General features: G+C 38.8%; 16 protein-coding genes and 1 other RNA gene. 11 read left to right on the top strand and 6 right to left on the bottom strand.

What is annotated here, in order from left to right; translation table 11 throughout:
- Positions 1 to 19 precede the first annotated feature (19 nt).
- From J3U27_RS10035 to J3U27_RS09985, 11 genes are all read left to right on the top strand, one after another.
- A complete protein-coding gene (locus J3U27_RS10035) occupies positions 20 to 1,579 on the top strand; it encodes a glucan biosynthesis protein G (protein WP_065563357.1) in 1,560 nt (519 codons plus the stop codon).
- A 21-nt stretch (positions 1,580 to 1,600) separates the two neighbouring features.
- Positions 1,601 to 3,955, top strand: a complete 2,355-nt coding sequence (gene mdoH, locus J3U27_RS10030) for a glucans biosynthesis glucosyltransferase MdoH (protein ID WP_267377387.1) — start codon at positions 1,601 to 1,603, stop codon at positions 3,953 to 3,955.
- A gap of 63 nt (positions 3,956 to 4,018) precedes the next feature.
- Positions 4,019 to 4,993, top strand: coding sequence for an elongation factor P--(R)-beta-lysine ligase (epmA, locus tag J3U27_RS10025; RefSeq protein WP_065563355.1), 975 nt, complete (start codon positions 4,019 to 4,021; stop codon positions 4,991 to 4,993).
- Between the two features lie 2 nt (positions 4,994 to 4,995).
- Entirely contained in the window at positions 4,996 to 6,354 is a 1,359-nt protein-coding gene (gene rmuC, locus J3U27_RS10020; RefSeq protein WP_267337721.1) for a DNA recombination protein RmuC, read from the top strand.
- Positions 6,355 to 6,430: 76 nt separating this feature from the next.
- Positions 6,431 to 6,670 carry an exodeoxyribonuclease VII small subunit gene (xseB, locus tag J3U27_RS10015; RefSeq protein WP_065563353.1) on the top strand — a complete coding sequence of 80 codons (240 nt, stop codon included), beginning with the start codon at positions 6,431 to 6,433 and terminating at the stop codon, positions 6,668 to 6,670.
- Entirely contained in the window at positions 6,663 to 7,532 is an 870-nt protein-coding gene (ispA, locus tag J3U27_RS10010) for a (2E,6E)-farnesyl diphosphate synthase (protein WP_220225753.1), read from the top strand. The genes xseB and ispA overlap by 8 nt, the downstream gene beginning before the upstream one ends.
- A gap of 15 nt (positions 7,533 to 7,547) precedes the next feature.
- The gene (gene dxs / locus J3U27_RS10005; RefSeq protein WP_416380563.1) at positions 7,548 to 9,410 is read left to right on the top strand and encodes a 1-deoxy-D-xylulose-5-phosphate synthase; all 1,863 of its coding nucleotides are present in this window, start codon (positions 7,548 to 7,550) and stop codon (positions 9,408 to 9,410) included.
- A 7-nt stretch (positions 9,411 to 9,417) separates the two neighbouring features.
- On the top strand, positions 9,418 to 9,702 hold the full coding sequence (gene zapA, locus J3U27_RS10000; RefSeq protein ID WP_065563351.1) for a cell division protein ZapA: 285 nt from the start codon (positions 9,418 to 9,420) through the stop codon (positions 9,700 to 9,702).
- 65 nt (positions 9,703 to 9,767) lie between these two features.
- A non-coding RNA gene (gene ssrS / locus J3U27_RS09995) (6S RNA) lies at positions 9,768 to 9,950 on the top strand.
- Between the two features lie 28 nt (positions 9,951 to 9,978).
- A complete protein-coding gene (locus tag J3U27_RS09990) occupies positions 9,979 to 10,518 on the top strand; it encodes a 5-formyltetrahydrofolate cyclo-ligase (protein ID WP_267377385.1) in 540 nt (179 codons plus the stop codon).
- Between the two features lie 227 nt (positions 10,519 to 10,745).
- On the top strand, positions 10,746 to 12,206 hold the full coding sequence (locus tag J3U27_RS09985) for a catalase (protein ID WP_267377384.1): 1,461 nt from the start codon (positions 10,746 to 10,748) through the stop codon (positions 12,204 to 12,206).
- A gap of 324 nt (positions 12,207 to 12,530) precedes the next feature.
- On the opposite strand, the gene J3U27_RS09980 is transcribed toward J3U27_RS09985, so the two are convergent.
- The 6 genes from J3U27_RS09980 to J3U27_RS09955 all read right to left on the bottom strand — a co-directional run bounded on the left by J3U27_RS09980 (position 12,531) and on the right by J3U27_RS09955 (position 22,440).
- The gene (locus tag J3U27_RS09980) at positions 12,531 to 13,148 is read right to left on the bottom strand and encodes a hypothetical protein (RefSeq protein ID WP_267377383.1); all 618 of its coding nucleotides are present in this window, start codon (positions 13,146 to 13,148) and stop codon (positions 12,531 to 12,533) included.
- Between the two features lie 13 nt (positions 13,149 to 13,161).
- On the bottom strand, positions 13,162 to 13,908 hold the full coding sequence (gene rlmB / locus J3U27_RS09975; RefSeq protein ID WP_065733738.1) for a 23S rRNA (guanosine(2251)-2'-O)-methyltransferase RlmB: 747 nt from the start codon (positions 13,906 to 13,908) through the stop codon (positions 13,162 to 13,164).
- A complete protein-coding gene (gene rnr, locus J3U27_RS09970) occupies positions 13,909 to 16,311 on the bottom strand; it encodes a ribonuclease R (protein ID WP_267377381.1) in 2,403 nt (800 codons plus the stop codon).
- A 353-nt stretch (positions 16,312 to 16,664) separates the two neighbouring features.
- Positions 16,665 to 18,005, bottom strand: coding sequence for a hypothetical protein (locus J3U27_RS09965; RefSeq protein WP_267377380.1), 1,341 nt, complete (start codon positions 18,003 to 18,005; stop codon positions 16,665 to 16,667).
- A 939-nt stretch (positions 18,006 to 18,944) separates the two neighbouring features.
- Positions 18,945 to 20,288, bottom strand: coding sequence for a hypothetical protein (locus tag J3U27_RS09960; protein ID WP_267377379.1), 1,344 nt, complete (start codon positions 20,286 to 20,288; stop codon positions 18,945 to 18,947).
- A gap of 832 nt (positions 20,289 to 21,120) precedes the next feature.
- Entirely contained in the window at positions 21,121 to 22,440 is a 1,320-nt protein-coding gene (locus J3U27_RS09955) for a hypothetical protein (protein ID WP_267377378.1), read from the bottom strand.
- Positions 22,441 to 22,582 lie beyond the last annotated feature (142 nt).

Genomic DNA, 22,582 nt, shown 5'->3' with positions numbered 1-22,582 from the left:
TACTCAAGTGAGTCTTTTTATGTACAATTTATTACCTATTAGTCGATTTAGTAAAACATTAACTTGCAAGATAGTTTGTATCGCATCTTTATCTTGTTTAAGTTTTTCTTCATGGGCTTTTACATTTAACGATGTTGTGACACAAGCAGAAAAACTATCAAAAAAAGCTTACGTCCAACCATCTAAAAATATTCCTAGTGAATTATCGTCACTACAATTTGCCGATTATCAAAAGATTTATTTTAAGCATGATAAAGCATATTGGAGCGATCGCAAAAGTCGTTTCAAACTCGAATTTTATCATGAAGGCATGTATTTTGATGTACCTGTCAAAATTAATGAGATTGTAAACAATCAAGTTAATGAAATTAAATTTAGCCCAGATTACTTCGATTTAAGTCCTATTAATTTAGATAAGTTAGATACTAAAAAACTAGGCTTTGCTGGATTTAAAGTGCACTATCCAATCAATAACCCAGCAAAAACCGACGATGAAATATTTACCGCACTAGGTGGTAGCTATTTCCGTGCTGTTGGTAAAAATCAGCATTATGGTCTTTCAGCGCGAGGGCTTGCGATTGATACAGGCGAAATGTCTGGCGAAGAGTTTCCACGTTTTAAAGAGTATTGGATTGAACGCCCAGAACCAAATCAAAAACACTTAGTCATTTATGCCCTACTTGATTCTAAAAGTGTAACAGGGGCTTACAAAATTACCTTAATCCCAAGTGTTGATACTACTATTACTGTAGAAGCCAAAGTATTCTTCCGTGATTCAGTTAAAAAACTTGGTGTGGCACCACTGACTAGTATGTTCTTATTTGGCCCTAACCAACCATCACCACTATTAAACTATCGTCCAGCAATGCACGATTCTAATGGACTTTCAATTCAGGCCAAAAATGAGTGGATTTGGCGTCCATTAAATAATCCTAAACGCTTATCTTTTTCATCATATAGTTTAGAAAGCCCTAAAGCATTTGGTTTAATTCAACGTGACAAAGGTTTTGATGACTATCAAGATCTCGACGACCATTACGAACTTCGTCCAAGTGTATGGGTTGAAATATTGAATGATTGGCATAAAGGTCGAGTTGAATTGGTTGAAATCCCTACTGCAGATGAAACCAACGACAACATCGTTACCTACTGGGTACCCGAAAAACAATATAAAGCTGGTGATGTGTTAGATGTTAAATATCGATTACATTATTCACTCAACGAACAACAACGTTATCCAAAAAATGAAGCTAGAGCAGAAAGTACGCGCTTATCATTAGGTGATATAAAACAAGCAAACTTAATACGTAAACTTGATGGTTCTAATGCTTATGTTGTGGATTTTGTTGGTCCAAACTTATCAGAGCAAGACCCAGTTGACGTTATTTCAAGTATTAATAATGGTTCAATAGTTAGCTGTGATACACAATACAACTCTGTAACAAAAGGTTGGCGAGTGCTAGTGCGATTCAACGTTGAAGATAACAAAAAACCAACTGACATTCGCCTTCAATTATCGTCGAAAAAATCACATACGATCGTGTCCGAAACTTGGAGCGGACAATTTCCGGCTCAATGATCTTAATAATAAGCACATAACATGAAAAAAGATTATTTCGAAAACCTATCTGACGCCGAATATTGGCGTCAGAAATCGGAAGACTTGCCAAACGATAAACTCGAATTTCTAAAATATCGACTCAATCAAGTTGGCAAAACTGATCATTTTAATGATGAAAGAAAACAACAACCAACTTATCCAAAAGTTGAGCGTGTTTCGGTTCAACCACAAATTTGGAATGAACGTTATAGTCCTCAATCCAAACCTGGTCTGAATATCATCGCATTTATTCGTCGTTTAATTATGTTTGTGCTTATTGCCATACAAACTTATTACGGCACAACTTACTTATCAACCTTATTACCTTATCAAAGCTGGCAACAAATCAATTTTATAGCAAATTGGGATATTAACCCAGAACTTGCCATTTACAGCATCATTCCTTATATCATACAAGGTTTTATCATTGCCTTATTTGCTATCCTATTTTGTTGGATTTCAATAGGATTTTGGACTAGCATCATGGGGCTTATTTTGGCGGTGATCAAAAAAGATCGCTACACTATTGCCATCCCCAATGATCCTGCTAACCACATTGACGCCAAACATCGTACTGCATTAGTCATGCCAATTTGTAATGAAGATGTTTCACGGGTATTTGCAGGGCTAGAAGCAACTTATGAATCGCTAGTTGAGACAGGACATGCGCAGTGTTGTGATTTTTATATTCTAAGCGACACCAATGATCCCGATCTCTATGTCAATGAATTAAAAGCATGGGCTGAATTTAACGCTAAAAAAGCTGACAATGGTTGTAATATCTTTTATCGCCACCGTAAGCGTCGCGTAAAACGTAAAAGTGGTAACATCGATGACTTCTGCCGTCGTTGGGGGCACCAATATGAATACATGATGATTCTTGATGCCGACAGTATTATGACCGGTGATTGTATCTTAAAAATGATCGCAATGATGGAAATGAATCCAAAAGCAGGTATTTTACAGTCTCCGCCTAAATCGGTCAGAATGACAACCTTATATGGTCGTATTCAACAATTTGCCAATCAAATATACAGTGATATTTTTTGCTCAGGTACTCACTTCTGGCAATTAAGTGAAGCCCAATATTGGGGTCACAATGCTATGATTCGCCTAAAACCATTTATTGAGCACTGTATTTTATCGCCATTACAAAAACGTAAAGGCCCTATTCATATCTTATCGCACGATTTAGTTGAAGCGACGTTAATGCGTCGTGCAGGTTATGGCGTATGGATTGCGTATGATATGAATGGTAGTTATGAAGAGCTACCAGGAAACATGATAGAAGATCTCAAACGCGATAATCGTTGGTGTATGGGTAATTTGATTAATTTGCGATTAATCTTTAAAAGTGGAATTACGTTAACTCACCGTGTGATGTTTTTAACCAGTGGTATGGCTTACATCTCGTCACTATTGTGGTTAATCTTCTTGATCTTCTCAACACTCTTATTATTAGTGTTCAATATATCTGAACCACAATACTTCTTCCAACCTAACCAATTTTATCCAACGTGGCCAAAGTGGGATGAACAATTAGCTATTCAATTACTTTCAACCACAATGGTATTACTTTTTGCACCTAAACTGTTTAGTTATGGCATTATTATTGCTCGAACAGGTGCAAAAGATGTGGGTGGAATATTCAAATTATCATTATCGATTTTAATTGAAATGGTATGGTCGATGATCCTTGCACCAATCCGCATGATCTTCCACAGCAAGTTTGTGGTTAAAGCATGGCTGGGTAGCAAAATTCAATGGAAATCACCAGCAAGAAACGATGATGCCTTAACTTGGGGCGAATCATTCTACTTCTGTTGGCCATTATCGCTACTAGGCATAGTTTGGCTATGTGTGATTATTTGGTTAAATCCTCAATTTACTTATTGGTATATAGCGATATTAATTCCATTAACCATTTCACCATTAGTTGTTCGTATTTCTGGCTTATCAAGTATTGGTATGAAAGCCAAAAAAGCAGGGTTATTCTTAACACCGGAAGAAACACATCCGTCCCGAGCAGTAAAACTAACTGGTGACTATTTAGTCCAAACCGAAGCTGCTTTTATTGAACATGGCTTTATTATGGCGCTTGTCGATCCAATTTATAATGCGTTAGCCTGTGCATTATCGACTTCTCGTCATTTACCTAACTCAAAAAATCAGCAGTTGCGAAAACAACTTATTGAGTATTATCAACAAGTGGATTTAGAAAAAATTAGTAAAGAACAACAATTAGCGATCTTAGAAGATCCAATTATTCTTTCTGCACTTCATCGCCATATCTGGCATCAACAAGAAAAATACGACAATTTGTTCACATTGTGGCAAAATGAATGCCAGCAATAAGAAATAGGGCTTAATGCCCTATTTCGTCTTTTAGAAATTAAACAATATGCATGGATATTTTTTATGACTTGGCAACCTACTGCATCTATTAATAATTTACTTAAGCGCGCTAAAATTGTATCTAAAGTAAGACAGTTTTTTGCTGACCGCTGTATTTTGGAAGTGGAAACCCCGACCCTAAGTCAATATGCGGTAACCGATGTACATCTTAGTTCATTTCATACCTTATTTTTAAAACCTGGTGAAAACGATGAACAACAAGGGCGAAAAATGTCATTAATCACCAGCCCTGAATATCATATGAAACGGTTATTAGCTGCTGGCAGTGGACCGATTTATCAAATCTGTAAATGTTTTCGCAATCATGAAGAAGTAAGCCGTTATCATAACCCTGAATTTACAATGCTCGAATGGTATCGTATTCAATTTGATATGATGCAAATGATCAACGAAGTCGATGATCTACTGCAAAGCATCCTAGATTGTGAACCTGCGGAACGAATCTCTTACCAAAAGGCATTCCAACGTCATCTTAATATTGACCCACTAGAAGCTGATCACGCAACTTTAGTTGAAGCTATCAAACAACTAAATATTGAACTCAATACTGATGATTATGATCGCGACACCTTATTACAATGTTTATTTAGTTTTGGCGTTGAACCGCATATTGGACAAGAAAAACCTATCGCTGTTTATAACTTCCCTGCCTCACAGGCAGCTTTAGCAGCGATCAGTTCAGAAGATCATCGTGTAGCAAGCCGTTTTGAGTTTTATTACAAAGGGGTTGAACTAGCTAATGGATTTAAAGAACTCACCAATCCGCAAGAACAAAAGATGCGTTTTGAACAAAATAATATTGATCGAGCAAATCAAAACTTACCACCACAAAACATCGATATTGAATTAATCGCGGCTATGGAAGCGGGTTTACCCGATTGTGCAGGTGTTGCCGTTGGGCTTGACCGCTTAATTATGTTGGCACTTGATGCAATGAATTTAGATGATGTGATTTCATTCACGTTTGAAAGGGCTTAATCATGTTAGGAAGTTTAGGCTTAAGTGAATGGGCAGTAGTCATTATTGTAATTATTGCCATTATCGCCTTACTAATTGCCATGCTAAAAGCGCAATTTAAAGCGAATAACCTACATGCCATATATGATTTACAACTTAATCAAAGAAATAAAGAAAATCAGTCATTAATGGCAAATATCACTCAATTAGAACAAGAGTTGAGCCAATACCAACAACAAAATGTTGCTCAAAATATCAAAATTAGTGAATTAAAAACGCGCTTAGAAGAGATTATCAATGCCGCACATGAAAAACAGACCGTTTTAGAACAAAGCGAGCAACGATTAACCACGCAATTTGAAAACTTAGCCAATCGAATTTTTGAGCACAGTGGCAAAAAAATTGAGCAACAAAATAAACAAAGCTTAGAGTTTTTACTCTCACCACTTAAACAACAATTAGAAGGCTTTAAAAAGCAAGTTCAAGATAGCTTTGGTCAAGAAGCCAAAGAGCGCCATACCTTAACTCACGAAATTCGCAACTTGCAACAGCTCAACGAACTCATGACGAAAGAAGCCACCAATTTAACCAATGCGTTAAAAGGCAATAACAAAACCCAAGGTAATTGGGGTGAATTTATTCTTAGTCAAATATTGGATAATTCCGGGTTGCGTCAAGGTTACGAATATCACACTCAAGTTAATCTAACTAATGAAGATAACCGACGTCTACAACCAGATGTAATTGTTCACTTACCCCAAGGCGGTGATGTAGTCATCGATTCCAAAGTCACCTTAGTTGCTTATGAACGTTATTTTAATAGTGATGACGAAGAGACAAAAACTAGAGCCATTGCTGATCATTTAATTGCTGTGCGTAATCACTTAAAACAACTTAGTCAAAAAGATTACCATAAACTAAATGGCATTCAATCATTAGACTACATTCTAATGTTCATTCCTGTCGAACCGGCATTTTTATCCGCCATCGATCAAGATCCATCATTAATCAATGATGCATTAAAAAGTAACATCATGATTGTTAGCCCAACTACCCTATTGGTTGCCTTGCGAACTATTCATAATTTATGGCGTTTTGAATACCAAAATCGTAATGCCGAGCTTATTGCTGATAGAGCCAGCAAACTATATGACAAAGTACGTGGATTTATCGAAGATATGGAAAATCTAGGCAACTGTTTGGATAAAGCCCAACAGACCTATCAAAACTCAATGAACAAACTCTCGAAAGGGCGTGGTAACGTGATTGGTCAAATAGAACGATTTAGGGAATTAGGGATTGAAGTAAAAAAACCAATTAATCCAGATATAGCTCAACTATCAGTTGATGAACTTGAAAATGAAAAAGAACAGCTTAGTTAAATTGTTAACTAAAACATCTTAATTCACCATCATAAAAAATACGTGTATACTCATTTGGTATAAGAAGGAGTACGATATGTCAAACAATAATGAAGTCAGTTTCGAAGAAACCATCAAGCAACTTGAAGCAATTGTCACTCAACTTGAAAATGGCGATTTACCATTAGATGAAGCACTAAATGAATTCGAAAAAGGCATCAAACTAGCTCGTTCTGGTCAAAAACAACTTAATGAAGCTGAGCAACGCATCCAAATTTTATTATCTGAAAATAGTGATGCACAATTATCTGAATTTTCCATTGATAATAATGAATAGCCTAAAACCATTACAAGAACGTATTGATAACTATCTAACAACATATATTTCGCAGTTTGCACCATCTAATTTGCAACAAGCGATGAGTTACAGCCTGCTTGCTGGTGGCAAGCGAATACGCCCTATTCTGGTCTATTTAACCGGACAAATGTTTAATTGTCCGCTAACCAAACTCGATTCAGTTGCTGCTGCCATTGAATCGATGCATACCTACTCATTAATTCATGATGACTTACCCGCAATGGATGATGATAATCTAAGGCGAGGAAAACCAACCTGCCACATAAAATTTGGCCAAGCACAAGCCATCCTCGCTGGTGATGCACTACAATCACTAGCATTCAGCCTATTATCCGAAAACCAACAAATCAGCAACCAAAGTAAAATAAAAATGATTGCTGAACTAGCAAGTGCAAGTGGCCTTGCTGGAATGTGTTTAGGTCAATCACTGGATTTACAAGCAGAACACCAAACAGTCACGTTGGAACATTTACAAACTATCCATAACTATAAAACTGGCGCCTTAATTCAAGCGGCAGTAAGGCTCGGTGCTTATTCATGCGATGAGGTAGCTCAACCCTATTACCCAATGTTAGACAACTATGCTAAAGCAATTGGACTAGCATTCCAGATACAAGATGACATATTAGACGTCATTGGTGAACAAGAGCTGATGGGTAAACCACAAGGCTCTGATCTTAAGCTGGAAAAAAGCACTTATCCAGCATTGATGGGTTTACAAAATGCCATCGAAATGACACACAAGTTATATCAACAAGCTATCGATAGTCTGACGCAAATACCTTATAATAGCCAACCATTACAAGACCTTGCTGGTTTTATTATTAATCGAAATAGTTAACTAAATAACTAGATGATAAAAATGAATTTAGACAAATATCCTCTATTAAAGCAAATCAATTCACCTGCGGATCTTAGGCGATATCCGCTCGCACAATTGCCAGCAATTAGTCAGGAACTACGACAATTTTTATTAGACAGTGTCAGCCAATCTAGTGGTCATTTAGCTTCAGGTCTTGGTGTTGTCGAATTAACAGTCGCGTTGCATTACGTCTATCAGACACCATTTGACAAAATTATATGGGACGTAGGTCATCAAGCTTATCCACATAAAATTCTAACGGGCCGACGCGATCAGATGCTAACTATTCGCCAAAAAGGGGGATTACACCCGTTTCCTCACCGAAATGAAAGTGAATATGATGTATTAACAACAGGGCATTCATCAACCTCAATAAGTGCAGCACTGGGTATTGCGATCGCAGAGCAAAAAAAACAGTCAGGTAAAAAAGTCGCCGCTATTATTGGTGATGGGGCCTTAACTGCTGGTATGGCATTTGAAGCGATGAACCATGCTGGGCACATAAAACCAGATATGCTAGTTATCGTTAATGACAACGATATGTCCATTTCAGAAAACACAGGTGCACTTAATCAACATTTGGCACAAATATTATCAAGCAAAGCCTACACCTCACTTCGTGAAAGTGGCAAAAAAGTGCTTTCCAATATTCCACCATTAAAAGAACTATTCAAAAAAACGGAAGAGCACCTAAAAGGCTTAGTCACTCCGGCTATTTTATTTGAGGAATTAGGTTTTAACTATATTGGTCCTGTTGATGGACATGATATTGAAACATTAGTTGCCACCTTACAAAAAGTCAGACAACTAAAAGGCCCACAATTACTGCATATTATCACCCAGAAAGGAAAAGGTTATGCTCCAGCCGAGCAAAACCCAACCTTATGGCACGGCGTTCCTAAATTTAATCCAAATGAAGGAATATTACCAAGCACAAATAAAATTACCCCAACTTATTCCAAAATCTTTGGTGACTGGCTATGTGAAATAGCAGAGCAAGACAAACGCCTAATGGCAATCACGCCAGCCATGAGCGAAGGTTCTGGCATGACTGAATTTGCTAAACGATTTCCAGATCAATTCTTTGATGTCGCCATTGCTGAACAACATGCAGTTACATTAGCTGCCGGCTTTGCTATTAGCGAATTAAAACCAGTGGTTGCTATCTACTCAACCTTTTTGCAACGAGCTTACGATCAAGTCATTCATGATATTGCCATCCAAAACTTACCGGTTTTATTTGCGATAGACCGAGCAGGCATTGTGGGGGCTGATGGTGAAACCCACCAAGGTGCGTTTGATCTAAGCTTTTTACGCTGTATTCCAAACTTAGTCATCATGACCCCAAGTGACGAAAACGAATGCCGACAAATGCTCTATACAGGCTATTTACATGATGGACCAGCATTAGTACGCTACCCTCGAGGCGAAGGCACTGGCGCACATTTAGAGCCACTAAAAACAATACCACTAGGACAATCAAAATGCTGCCGGCAGGGCGAAGAGATCGCTTTACTCAATTTTGGCACACTATTACCTGAAGTTTTACAAGTAGCCGACCAAATAAATGCTACAGTGATAGATATGCGTTTTGTAAAACCACTTGATGAAAAAGTCCTTTTGCACATTAGCCAAAGCCATAATATACTGGTCACCATCGAAGAAAACAGCATCAAAGGTGGAGCAGGAAGCGCTGTTAATGAATTTTTGTTATCGAAAAAAATAAAATGTGATATTTTAAATATCGGATTGCCTGATATTTTTATCCCGCAAGGCTCACAGCAAGAAATGCGCGATGAAGTCGGATTAAACGCTAAACATATAATCGACAAAATTAATAAATTTATCAAACTATAGGTTAAATATGGAAAATCAAGCTGTCACCGTTCAGATTTTTGGGCGAACGTTAAAATTTAATTGTCCAGTCGATGAAGTTGACGCACTTACAAATGCAGCTAAAGATTTAGATGCGCGATTAACAAATTTACGAGAAAAATCCCCCCAAGTTGGAAGCGATCAACTTATCATGACTGCTGCATTAAATATCTCTTACGAACTAACGAAAGAAAAAGAAAAAAGCGATGAATTTGCAAATCGACTAAAAATGCTACAGCAATTACTTGATTCCGCATTAAATACTAACAATTAGTTAGATGAAATGTAAATAAACCACAAAGACTATTGTATGATTTTCTAAATTTTGTATCATAGTAAACATCTCTGAGATGTTCGCGATATGGGTTAGTCCCCTGAGCCGATAATCTTTAATTTAGAATGGTGTGATTTTTAATTGGTGTGTATGCCTAATTAACTTAGGAAACCTAAAAATTAAAACATGCTATTCACCTTGAACCTCGGGTTCAAGGGTTACGCCCCTAACGGCATCTTGGAGTCTTTATTCCTTCTCTCTTTCAAATAAAAACTTATGGACATTCGGCAAACTATACGTCAAAAAAGACGTGAATTATCTCAGGCACAACGCGACAGCGCACAGGCCAAAATCTACCAACAAATTAAAAACCATCCTGCCGTCAGCCAAGCACAACATATTGCAATATTCTTATCATTTGATGGAGAAGTCGACACTAAACCGATTATTGAATATCTATGGCAACAAAATAAATCGGTCTATTTACCTGTCCCAGTTGCTGAACATAAACTAATCTTCTTAAATTACACCCCAAATACACCACTAGTAAAAAATAGCTTTGGTATCTTAGAACCAGTAATCGATAAAACTAAAATCATAAATATAGAACAACTTGATATCATCTTTACGCCACTTGTGGCTTTTGATGACCGAGGATTTCGTATCGGTATGGGCGGTGGCTATTATGATCGCTTACTTGAAAACTACCAACAACAGCAAATTTATCCTATTGGGCTAGCATTTGCCTGCCAAAAAGTTGATCATGTTGATAATCAGCATTGGGATGTTAAATTACCGGAAATCATTTATGCTTAATCGGGTTAAGGACCCATTTTTATATTCACTATCGCTCATTACTAGATTAAAAAATAATAAATTTGTTTTTCTACAATTAATAGCCAATTTAGTTATATAATAAATCGAGCAATATCTTTTTTTACACGCATCACCGTCTTTATCTTATTCCTTAGTAAATTAGTTTTTCAATAAAATCAATCACAACTCTTTAACTATAAAGTTACAATCTAATAAGGAGTATTGCAATGTCAGAAAAAAAAGAACTCACCACCAATAATGGTGCCCCTATTGCCGACAATCAAAACTCTCGCACTGCTGGCCCTCGTGGACCGGTATTGATTGACGACTATCAATTAATCGAAAAACTCGCTCAGTTTAACCGTGAAAATATCCCAGAAAGACGAGTCCATGCCAAAGGCTCTGGCGCACACGGAACATTTACCGTCACCAATGACATTACTCAATATAGCTATGCCAGCATTTTTGCCGAAGTTGGCAAACAAACTCCCGTTTTTGCTCGATTTTCAACTGTTGGCGGTGAACGTGGTTCATCTGACACGGCACGTGATCCACGTGGATTTTCAGTAAAATTTTACACAGATCAAGGTAACTGGGATATCGTCGGTAATAACACGCCAGTATTTTTTATTCGTGATGCAATCAAATTCCCGGACTTTATCCACACCCAAAAACGCGATCCTAAGACCAACTTAAAAGATCCGCAAATGATGTGGGACTTTTTCTCTTTATCGCCAGAATCACTTCATCAAGTAACAATTCTCTTTTCTGACCGAGGCATTCCGGACGGATTTCGACATATGCATGGTTTTGGTAGCCATACTTATAGTTTAATCAACAAAGATAATGTACGAACTTGGGTAAAATGGCATTTTAGAACGGAACAAGGCATTAAAAATATTCATCCTAAAAAAGCCGCAGAACTCGACGGAAGCAACCCTGATTCAGCGCAAGAAGATCTCTTTAATGCCATTGAACAAGGTAACTACCCTAAATGGCGACTTTATATACAAGTGATGAGTGAAGAACAAGCCAATAACCATCCAGAAAACCCATTTGATGTCACTAAAGTTTGGTCGCAAAAACAGTTTCCGCTTATTGAAGTCGGTGTTATGGAGCTTAACCGTAATCCGGAAAACTATTTTGCTGAAGTCGAACAATCCGCATTTGAACCAAGTAATATTGTACCTGGTATTGGCTTATCACCGGATAAAATGTTACAAGGGCGAATTTTTGCGTATGCTGATGCGCACCGTTATCGTATCGGTACAAACTACCAACAATTACCAATCAATGCACCTAAATGCCCAGTACACAATTATCAACGTGACGGAGCTATGCGCTTTTATACGCCAGATAATGCACCAAACTATGAACCAAATAGTGTTGATAGTGCACCTAAACAACAACCTCAGTATGCTGAGCCACCGATGCATGTCCCTGCCGGCACAATGGATAAACACGATCATCGTGTTGATGGTGATTACTATTCGCACCCACGTGCATTATTTAATTTAATGCGTCCAGATCAAAAACAACTGCTTATTGATAATATTGTCACTTCGATGAAAAACGTCGATCGTGATATTCAAATTAGACAGCTTAAACACTTCTATAAAGTCCATCCCGATTATGGTTCAGGTGTAGCAAAAGGGTTAGGTATTGATGTTGATCTAATCAAAAGCTAAAAAGCAAAATAATCGTGCCGACACCATTGTGTCGGCATTGACCTTTATCTTAATAGAAATAAGTGTTAATACCTTTACTATCTCTCCTCACATAATTGTTAGACTTTGTCGAACTTATCGGGCTGATTAGTTATGACAAAAAGAATTGAATTGTATAAATGCAAAATTCAAGCAGTGAGAGGAATTTGCTGTGGGTATTTTTGCAAAGATAAATTGCAAAATTGTTGGTAATAAATAGTGTTATTTAAGGAAGGAAGTAAATTAAGTTAACAAAATTGATTGAGTGAATCGATATTACAGCTTCAACTCAATCAATCGTTAAAGTTAGCGCTTTTTGCGACGGTCAATTGCAACCATTAAAGGACGATGACACTTATAAATCATATCCGGTGGCAGCATAATTAATTCCGCTAATGGCGCTGTCCAATCAGGGATTTGCGTATTTTCTGGGTGTTTAGGATCGATGGGATTATCAACATTATAAAGCTCAGTGTTAGCAAATAACGCTTCTTTTTTAGCGACATCAACATCATCACTATCGCCTAGCATTTTACAATTATCTAATAACTCATTCGCAAATTGTTCCGGCCAATCTTCGGCAAAATGCCTAAATTTAGCTAAACCTGAAATATGTCTTAACATATCACGAAACAGCAATAAATAAACCATCTGAACATTCCGTCCGGACAAATTAGCCAACTGCTCATCTGATAAAGTATTATTGATAACTGCAGGACCCCATTTAAAAAACAGCGTGTCTCTATACACCTTAATTACACGTTTAAGAGGACGGTATTTCAATTTAACTAAATTATCAATCTCACGCGATAATTGCATTGTCGGATATCCGACACGATTACGACCATTCAAATCTCGCTCAGACAGCGCCGGAGCATTTTTTTCTTTATTCCCTGATAAAAGCTTTTTCAAAAATCCTAACATACTATAACTCTAACTATTTATTTTTTTGTCTAACAATCTCAAATAAGCAAACGCCGGTAGCAACAGACACATTAAGCGAAGAAACAATACCTGCCATCGGTATACTGACTAACTCATCACAATGCTCTTTGGTTAATCGACGCATCCCCTCACCTTCTGCCCCCATCACTAAGGCCAATGCTGTTGAATTTTTATAAAAGTCAGTTTGGTAAAGTGTGCTGGTTGCTTCACCAGCGGTACCCACAATCCAAACTTGATATTCATCTTGTAACATACGCATAGTACGCGCCAGATTGGTGACTCTAACCACTGGCACGCTTTCAGCCGCGCCACATGCAACTTTCTGAGCGGTTGAATTAAGTGGTGCAGAACGATCTTTAGGAACAACAATAAAGCTCACACCAGCGGCATCGGCAGTACGAATACAAGCGCCTAAATTATGTGGATCAGTCACACCATCTAAAATTAAAATAATCGGATTGGAATTTTGCTCCATTAATAATGGAATATCATTTTCCTGATAACCACGGCTTGGTTTAACCATCGCCAAAATACCTTGATGAACGCCATTTTTCGTTTTTTCATCTAAATACTGCCTATTGGTCACTTTTACGGCTAAACCCAACTGCTCCAACTCACGAACAAGGGCATTAAGGCGCTTATCTTCTCGGCCTTTAACGATAAAAACTTCAATAATTCTTTCTGGTGCACGCGCTAACAAAGCTTCAATCGCGTGGATACCGTAAACTGTTTCACTCATCTATTTTTTACTCTTTTTTCTCTGATTGCTTGAGGTCGATGCTGATTTAGAGGTTTTTTTAGCAGCTGTTTTTGGCTTACTGCGTTTTTTACTCTTTGCGACAACCTTTGCGCTCGTTTTTTTACTATTAGCTTGGCTTTTATTTTTGCGCTTAACTGGCTGTTCAGCATCACTATCGACTTTCTTCGCCTTATCTTTGGCTGTCTTACCTTGGCGTTGTGGCTTATTATTACTGCCAACCAATGAAAAATCAATTTTACGCTCGTCAGGATTAACATTAACGACTGTTACTTGAACTTTATCACCTAAACGATAAATAAAACGGGTATTTTCACCAATTAAACGATTACGTGATGCATCAAAAATATAATAATCATTTTCGAGTGAAGAAACGTGCACTAAACCATCAATAAATAGATCATCTAATCGCACAAAAAAGCCGAAATTAACAACACTCGAAATAGTGCCATTGAATACCTCGCCGACATGATCTTGCATATAATCACATTTCAACCAATCAACGACATCACGAACCGCTTCGTCCGCTCGGCGCTCAGTCATTGAACAGTGTTCACCAAAATAGAGCATCTCGCTAGTCGTATAACGGTGCCCGCCGGTTTTATCATGTTGTTTACTATGTTGCTGATCAGCTATAACCCATTTAATCGCACGATGCAATAACAGATCAGGATAACGACGAATTGGCGATGTAAAGTGCGCATACTCCTCAAGTGCTAACCCAAAGTGCCCACGATTTTCAGGATCGTAAATTGCTTGCTTCATTGAGCGCAAAATGACCGTTTGCAACATCTCATGATCAGGTCTTGCTTCAACCTCAACCATCAACTTAGCGATATCTTTTGGACTGGTACCCTTACCGAGAGACAAACCAAGTTCACTTAAAATACTGCGTAAATTATTTATGCGATCTTCATCCGGTTTATCATGCACACGAAATAGCGACGGAATCTCAGCATCAATCACCAATTTTGCTGCGGCAACATTGGCCAAAATCATACACTCCTCAATGATCTTATGCGCTTCATTTCGCTGAACTAACTCAATGCTCTCAATACGTTTATCAGCATTGAAGATGAATTTAGGCTCTTCCGACTCAAACCCGATTGCGCCACGGGCAATTCGAGCACTATTAAGCACCTTATAAAGACCATAAAGATTTTCAAGGTGAGGAACCAACTCATGATAATGCTCACGCAAATCCTTATCACCTTCCAAAATCTTAGCTACCTTGGTATAAGTTAAACGCGCGTGTGAATTCATCACCGCTTCATAAAATTGATAACCGGTCAAACGCCCCTTATTCGACACGGTCATTTCGCACACTAAACACAAGCGATCAACTTGTGGATTGAGCGAACAAAGGCCATTGGATAAAACTTCCGGCAACATCGGAACCACGCGCGACGGAAAATAGACTGAAGTCCCACGCAAACAAGCTTCTTTATCAAGCGCCTTACCGGTTCGCACATAATAGCTCACATCAGCAATCGCCACCCACAAACGATAGCCACCACCACGATTCTTTTGACAATAGACCGCATCATCAAAATCTCGTGCATCTTCACCATCAATGGTTACTAACGGCAAATCGCGTAGATCCTTACGGCCTTTTTTAGCGCTTTCAGGCACTTGCTCACTAAACTTGTTAGCCGCGTTTTCAACCGCTTTTGGAAATTCATAAGGGATCTCATGATTACGTAATGAAATATCGATGGCTAAATTCGTGCCCATTATCTCGCCAAGCACTTCCTTAATCACACCGACCGCTTTTTGGCGTCGTTCAGGTCTTTGCTGCAATTCAACCACAACAACTGAGCCCATTCTAACCGTACGATTTGGCTTGCCAGCGATTAAAATATCAAAATTCAAACGGCTATCATCCGGCACCACAAAACCAACGCCTTGCTCAATAAAATAACGACCAACAATCAGATTAGTACGCGGCTCTAAAATCCGCACCACTCGCGCTTCAGTCTTACCACGGTATTGACTACCGATTGGCTGAGCCAAAATAACATCGCCTTGTAAAACCTTTTTCATCTGCTCGTGTGACAAAAAATAGTCTTCCGGCTTACCTTCAACCCGTAAAAAGCCATAGCCATCACGATGTGCAATAACACTACCCTTAACCATATCGAATTTTTCAGGTAAGGCATAACATTTACGACGCGTGTAAACCACCTGACCATCACGTTCCATCGCTCGCAATCGGCGATGTAAAGCCTCTTTTTGCTCGTCAGATTTGATTGATACGGCTTTAGCTATTTTTTCTAAACTGGCTGGTTTTGCTTCTTTGGTAAGATAATCCAAAATCAGTTCACGACTGGCGATCGGCGATTCATACTTTTTCGCCTCACGATCATAAAATGGATCTTTTATCATATAGAACGTCCTGTGATCGAATGTTGCGTTAAGGATAACATAGAGTTGTATAACTTAAAATGGAGATTGCTTTTTGGAACTTTAAAAAAAGGGTTACTTAATGTTTTAGGGGATGAAAAGAGGCTTGTTCGGCTTTTTATCGTTACAAAAACCCCGCTCCTCAACTTTTTTTGCGATAAAACACCGCAATAATAAACCCACCGAGGCGGGTAATTCAAACGTCGCTTAGCCGCAAAATCGCTTTTTATGGCTAAACGACGTTGACTCCTTGAGTCAGCTTGCTTTTAATCACTTAATACTATTTTTTATTACCCCCACCCCCGCCCTAAGGATTAAGGACGAAGAAATAAAAACTAAGGATGGGAGCAAAGTCCGTCGTAGTCGCGGTAGGTGTAGCCCCAATTCACGTAACCGTTGTTTGTGTTCACGATAAACTGGAGACTACCATTCGGGTCACTAGTCCAGTACCAATTGTAGTAGAAGCCAACGCCTGAGTAATCCCGCATACGACCCCACTCCGTGAAAAAACCTGAACCTATATGACGCATGTAATAATAACCAGGTGAGGAAGGGGTGGCGCCGATGGATATAGGGTTATCATTCCAATCACGAGATGTATTAGTTAAATCCTTTACCTTAACAAGACGATAACCAATACTATTACACCAAGATAATGTATTAGGATAAGTGTCCTCCTTATCACCACGGTTGACGAACCACTGCTTCAAAGTAAAACCATATTTGACGACAGGAGCACCATTACTATCACGACCGACCAACTCGAAGGTCTGAGGCAAAGTAGGTTTAGAAATAGGAATAGGACTGGATGAATTAATCTGGGATTCGGTAGCGTAAGGACCACTTAAAGTAACGCGTACGCTTGTAGCAGTAGGATTAGACATAGTAGCAGTGATACCTCCATGAGAAACAGGAGACCAAGACAATGGCTGACTTACACCACTAATGAGTAAATCAAAGTGCAGTCCATTAAGACCAGTTGTAGGAAAGTTTTGGCCGTAAAGTGACGGGTCAGTTGACTGAGGGATAAAACCATCATAAGGGTCCCACATTGAAGATGGACCTTGGAAATCCATACCCCAACCATTCTCATTAGGCTTACCATATAATAAGTTAGGCCGAGCAAAACAAACCACAGGCGAAGCCTTAGGATTGACGTAATAAGTCTCACTACGAGCACTGAAAGTACTACGATTAGGAAATCCGTAACGAGTAGATAATGTACCGTTAGTACTAGATAGCGTAACTTTATAAGGTGCATTACAAACTGTTAGCACTGAATTACGTGATACAACTTGATTGTTTTTATCGACGATAGATAAACTTAAAGAACCTGTAGCACTAACGCCAGAATCACCATCATCATCTCCCCAATAATTATTAGGAGGACCGATAAGTGAACTCAAAGCGACTGAATTAGTATCAGTAGGAACGAACATACGAATATCAGCAAAACTCTGACCCTCAACGGGCAAGGTGATTGGGGTTGTAGATGATGAATTGTTAGAAGGCGTGTAATTAGCTCCGTTAGATAGTGTAATCCCAAGCAGACCGTTAGCATCGACCGCACGTGTACGACCACCGTCGAAAGTCAGATAAGGTGCACTACCCTGTATCTGATTTGCTGTTGTCTGTGATGTCAATGCGTGACCCGAAAAAGGAAGGAAAAAGACCACGAAAAAAACAATCTGCCGGGATAATTCGGAAAAGGATCGAAAACAGGATCCGAAAAAGGATCGAGAAAAGGATCTGAAAATGGATCCGGAAAACGATCGGAAAAACGTTCGAAAAGAGGATCGCGGAAGCGATCGCGCGAAATTTCGCAGAATTTCACTTGATTGCGTGGAAAAATAAGTTTCAGTGAAAAATTTAAACTGGGTGCTGGACTTAGACGAATTTAAAAGATAGGTTGGCCAGGTTGCCTGTTGCCTGTTGCCTGTTGAAAATTATAATGCATATGTGACAATCCTGTCAAGTAATTTTTTGATTAATTTACAATTTTATACTTTTCTGTCAAATTTTAGCCTAGTAGCTAAAACCGTGTAAAAAGTATAGTGATTGGAAAAACACGATGCAACACTTTTTTTCGCTCATTTGCGTTAACTTTTGTAAATAGGATCTAAAAAGGATCTAACCGATATTTGATTAACTTATGTTTTAATTAAAGATATTGCAATTACAAATCTTTAAAATTAGAGCGATTGATCCTCAAAAATTTTATTTTAGAGCTTTGAATTAGAAATTTAGTGATTTTGATATTTTAATAATTTTTTAAGTGAAATTTAAAACCTCAAAAACCCCACTCCTCAACTTTTTTTGATAGAAAAACACAGCTACTAAAAAGCGCCATAGTTAGGGCAGAATTATTTATTTGAGGCAACATTGCAAAGCAGAATTTTAAACCCCAAAAACCCCGCTCCTCAACTTTTTTTGCAATAAAAAAACTCAAAAATAAACCCGCCGAAGCGGGTAATTGAAGCATCGCTTAGCCGCAAAATCGCTTTTTTTATGGCTAAACGACGTTGACTCCTTGAGTCAGCTTACTTTTAATCACCTAATACTATTTTTTATCACCCCCGCCCCCGCCCTAAGGATTAAGGACGAAGAAATAAAAACTAAGGATGGGAGCAAAGTCCGTAGCCGTTGTCGTAGTGGGTGTAGTTCCAAGTCACCTTACCGTTGCCTGTGTACACGAGAAACTGGCTACTACCATTCGGGTCACTAGTCCAGTCCCAATAGTTGTCGAAGCCAACGCCTGAATAACCATACATACGACCCCACTCCGTGAAAAAACCTGAACCTATATGACGCATGTAATACTTACCTGGGGAGGAAGGGGTGGCGCCGATGGATATAGGGTTACCATTCCAACCACGAGATGCATTAGTTAAATCCTTTACGCGAGGCATTCGATAACCAAGACTATTACACCAAGATAATGTATTAGGATAAGTGTTCGTCCAAGAACCTCGGTTGACGAACCACTGCTTCAAAGTAAAACCATATTTGACGACAGGAGCACCATTACTATCACGACCGACCAACTCGAAAGTCTGAGGCAAAGAAATAGTGGGAAGACGACTAGGAGTGGATGAACTTTGCTGGGATAGGGTAGCGTAAGGACCCGTTAAAGTAACACGTACGCTTGTAGCAGTAGGATTAGACATAGTAGCAGTGATACCACCCTGAGAAACAGGAGACCAAGACAATGGCTGACTACTACCACTAATATCTAAATCAAAGTACAGCCCATTAGCGCCAGTTGTAGGAAAGTTTTGACCGTAATAGCGAGGGTCTGTTTTTTGTGTGAGAAAACCTTTATTAGGGTCCCACATTGAAGATGGACCGCGGAAATCGTGAGAAATACCATCCTCATTAAGCTTACCATATTTTAAATTAGGCCTAGCAAAACAAACCACCGGCGAAGCCTTAGGATTGACGTAATAAGTCTCACTACGAGCACTGAAAGTACTACGATTAGGAAATCCGTAACGAGTTGATAATGTACCGTTAGTACTAGATAACGTAACCTTATAAGGTGCCTTACAAATCTCTAGCTCTGTACTACGTGATACCGATTGACCTCTGTTATCGACGATAGATAAACTTAAAGAACCTGTAGCACTAACGCCAGAATCTCCATCATCATCCCCCCAATAATTATTAGGAGGACCGATAAGAGTACTTAAAGAAACTGAATTAGTATTAGTTGGGACGAACATACGAATATCAGCAAAACTCTGACCCTCAACCGGCAAGACGATTGGGGTTGTAGATGATGAATTGTTAGAAGGCGTGTAATTAGCTCCGTTAGATAGTGTAATCCCAAGCAGACCGTTAGTATCGACAGCACGTGTACGACCACCGTCGAAAGTCAGATAAGGTGCACTACCCTGTATCGCATTCCTAGTTGTCTGTGATGTCAATGCGTGACCCGAAAAAGGAAGGAAAAAGACCACGAAAAAAACAATCTGCCGGGATAATTCGGAAAAATCGAAGGATCGAAAACAGGATCCGAAAAAGGATCGAGAAAAGGATCTGAAAATGGATCCGGAAAACGACCGGAAAAAAGATCGAGAAGAGGATCGCGGAAGCGATCGCGCGAAAATTCGCAGAATTTCACTTGATTGCGTGGAAAAATAAGTTTCAGTGAAAAATTTAAACTGGGTGCTGGACTTAGACGAATTTAAAAGATAGGTTGGCCAGGTTGCCTGTTGCCTGTTGCCTGTTGAAAATTATAATGCATATGTGACAATCCTGTCAAGTAATTTTTTGATTAATTTACAATTTTATACTTTTCTGCTAAATTTTAGCCTTTGAGCTAAAACCGTGTAAAAAGTATAGTGATTGGAAAAACACGATGCAACACTTTTTTTCACTCATTTACGTTAACTTTTGTAAATAAGATCTAAAAAGGATCTAAAGAATGATTGTTTAATTGTTGTTTTAATTAAATATATTATAATTACAAATCTTTAGAATTAGAGCAATTGATCCTTAAAAATTTTATTTTAGGGCTTTGAATTAGAAATTTAGTGAGTTTGATATTTGAATAATTTTTTAAGTAAAATTTAAAACCTCAAAAACCCCGCTCCTCAACTTTTTTTGCGATAAAACACTTCAAAAATAAACCCGCCGAAGCGGGTAATTGAAGCATCGCTTAGCCGCAAAATCGCTTTTTTTTATGGCTAAACGACGTTGACTCCTTGAGTCAGCTTACTTTTAATCACCTAATACTATTTTTTATCACTCCCGCCCCCACCCTAAGGATTAAGGACGAAGAAATAAAAACTAAGGATGGGAGCATAGTCCGCGGTTGTCGCTGTTGTACCAAATCACGTCACCGGAGTATATGTGCACGATAAAGTGGTTACTACCAGACGAGTCACTAGTCCAGTACCAACCGATGAAGCCAACGCCTGAATAATCCTCCATACGACCCCACTCAGTGAAAAAACCAGAACCTATATGACGCATATAACCATTATGGGATGAGGAAGGAGTGGCGCCGACTGAACCACGACACCTATAATCGCTGTTAGAACAAGATGCGTTGGTTAAATCCTTTACCTTAGGAAGGCGATAACCAATACGACTACACCAAGATAATGTATTAGAATAAGTGTCATTCTTAAAACCTCGGTTGACGAACCACTGCTTCAAAGTAAAACCATATTTGACGACTGGAGCACCATTACTATCACGACCGACCAACTCGAAGGTCTGAGGCAAAGATGGAGTGGAAATACGACCAGGATTGTTTGAATTATGCTGGGATGTGCTAGCGTAAGGACCTGTTAAAGTAACGCGTACGCTTGTAGCTGTAGGATTAGACATTGTAGCTGTGATACCACCCCGAGAAACAGGAGACCAAGACAATGGCTGATTACTACCGGTAATGAGTAAATCAAAGTACAGTCCATTAAGACCTGTAGTAGGAAAGTTTCTACCGTAAAGTGACGGGTCTGTTTCTTGAGTGAGAAAACCTTTATTAGGGTCCCACATTGAAGAAGGGCCAGCATATTCATATACACCGTGAGCCAAATTAGGCTTTGCAAAACAAACCACAGGCGAAGCCTTAGGATTGACGTAATAAGTCTCACTACGAGCACTGAAAGTACTACGATTAGGAAATCCATAACGAGTAGATAATGTGCCGTTAGTACTAGATAACGTAACCTTGTAAGGAGAATTACAAGTCGTTAACACTGAATTACGTGATACCGTTTGACCGTTTTTATCGACGATAGATAAACTTAAACGACCAGTAGCAGTAACGTCAGCATCACCATCATCATCACCCCAATAATTATTAGGAGGACCGATAAGAGAACTTAAATCGACTGAATTAGTATCAGTAGGAACCAACATACTAATATCAGCAAAACTCTGACCCACAACCGGCAAGACGATAGGTCTTGAAGAAGATGATGAATTGGTAGAAGGCGTATAATGTGTACCATCAGATAGTGTAATCCCAAGCAAACCGTTAGTATCAACAACACGCGTACGACCACCGTCGAAAGTCAGATAAGGTGCACTACCCTGTATCGCATTCCTAGTTGTCTGTGATGTCAATGCGTGACCAGAAAAAGGAAGGAAAAAGACCACGAAAAAAACAATCTGCCGGGATAATTTGGGAAAGGATCGAAAACAGGATCTGAAAGAGGATCCGGAAAACGACCGGAAAAAAGATCGAGAAGAGGATCGCGGAAGCGATCGCGCGAAAATTCGCAGAATTTCACTTGATTGA

The sequence above is a fragment of the Gilliamella sp. B2911 genome, from assembly GCF_026536965.1.
Taxonomy (GTDB): Bacteria; Pseudomonadota; Gammaproteobacteria; order Enterobacterales; family Orbaceae; genus Gilliamella; species Gilliamella apicola_E.
This window is presented reverse-complemented; position numbering and strand designations above follow the sequence as displayed.

Excerpts from the sequence above, each read along its gene's own strand:
- zapA (WP_065563351.1), top strand. The coding sequence starts at position 9,418 with ATGGAAAATCAAGCTGTCACCGTTCAGATTTTTGGGCGAACGTTAAAA.
- rnr (WP_267377381.1), bottom strand. The coding sequence starts at position 16,311 with ATGATAAAAGATCCATTTTATGATCGTGAGGCGAAAAAGTATGAATCG.
- rlmB (WP_065733738.1), bottom strand. The coding sequence starts at position 13,908 with ATGAGTGAAACAGTTTACGGTATCCACGCGATTGAAGCTTTGTTAGCG.
- rmuC (WP_267337721.1), top strand. The coding sequence starts at position 4,996 with ATGTTAGGAAGTTTAGGCTTAAGTGAATGGGCAGTAGTCATTATTGTA.
- xseB (WP_065563353.1), top strand. The coding sequence starts at position 6,431 with ATGTCAAACAATAATGAAGTCAGTTTCGAAGAAACCATCAAGCAACTT.
- J3U27_RS10035 (WP_065563357.1), top strand. The coding sequence starts at position 20 with ATGTACAATTTATTACCTATTAGTCGATTTAGTAAAACATTAACTTGC.
- epmA (WP_065563355.1), top strand. The coding sequence starts at position 4,019 with ATGACTTGGCAACCTACTGCATCTATTAATAATTTACTTAAGCGCGCT.
- J3U27_RS09990 (WP_267377385.1), top strand. The coding sequence starts at position 9,979 with ATGGACATTCGGCAAACTATACGTCAAAAAAGACGTGAATTATCTCAG.
- ispA (WP_220225753.1), top strand. The coding sequence starts at position 6,663 with ATGAATAGCCTAAAACCATTACAAGAACGTATTGATAACTATCTAACA.
- J3U27_RS09985 (WP_267377384.1), top strand. The coding sequence starts at position 10,746 with ATGTCAGAAAAAAAAGAACTCACCACCAATAATGGTGCCCCTATTGCC.
- J3U27_RS09980 (WP_267377383.1), bottom strand. The coding sequence starts at position 13,148 with ATGTTAGGATTTTTGAAAAAGCTTTTATCAGGGAATAAAGAAAAAAAT.
- mdoH (WP_267377387.1), top strand. The coding sequence starts at position 1,601 with ATGAAAAAAGATTATTTCGAAAACCTATCTGACGCCGAATATTGGCGT.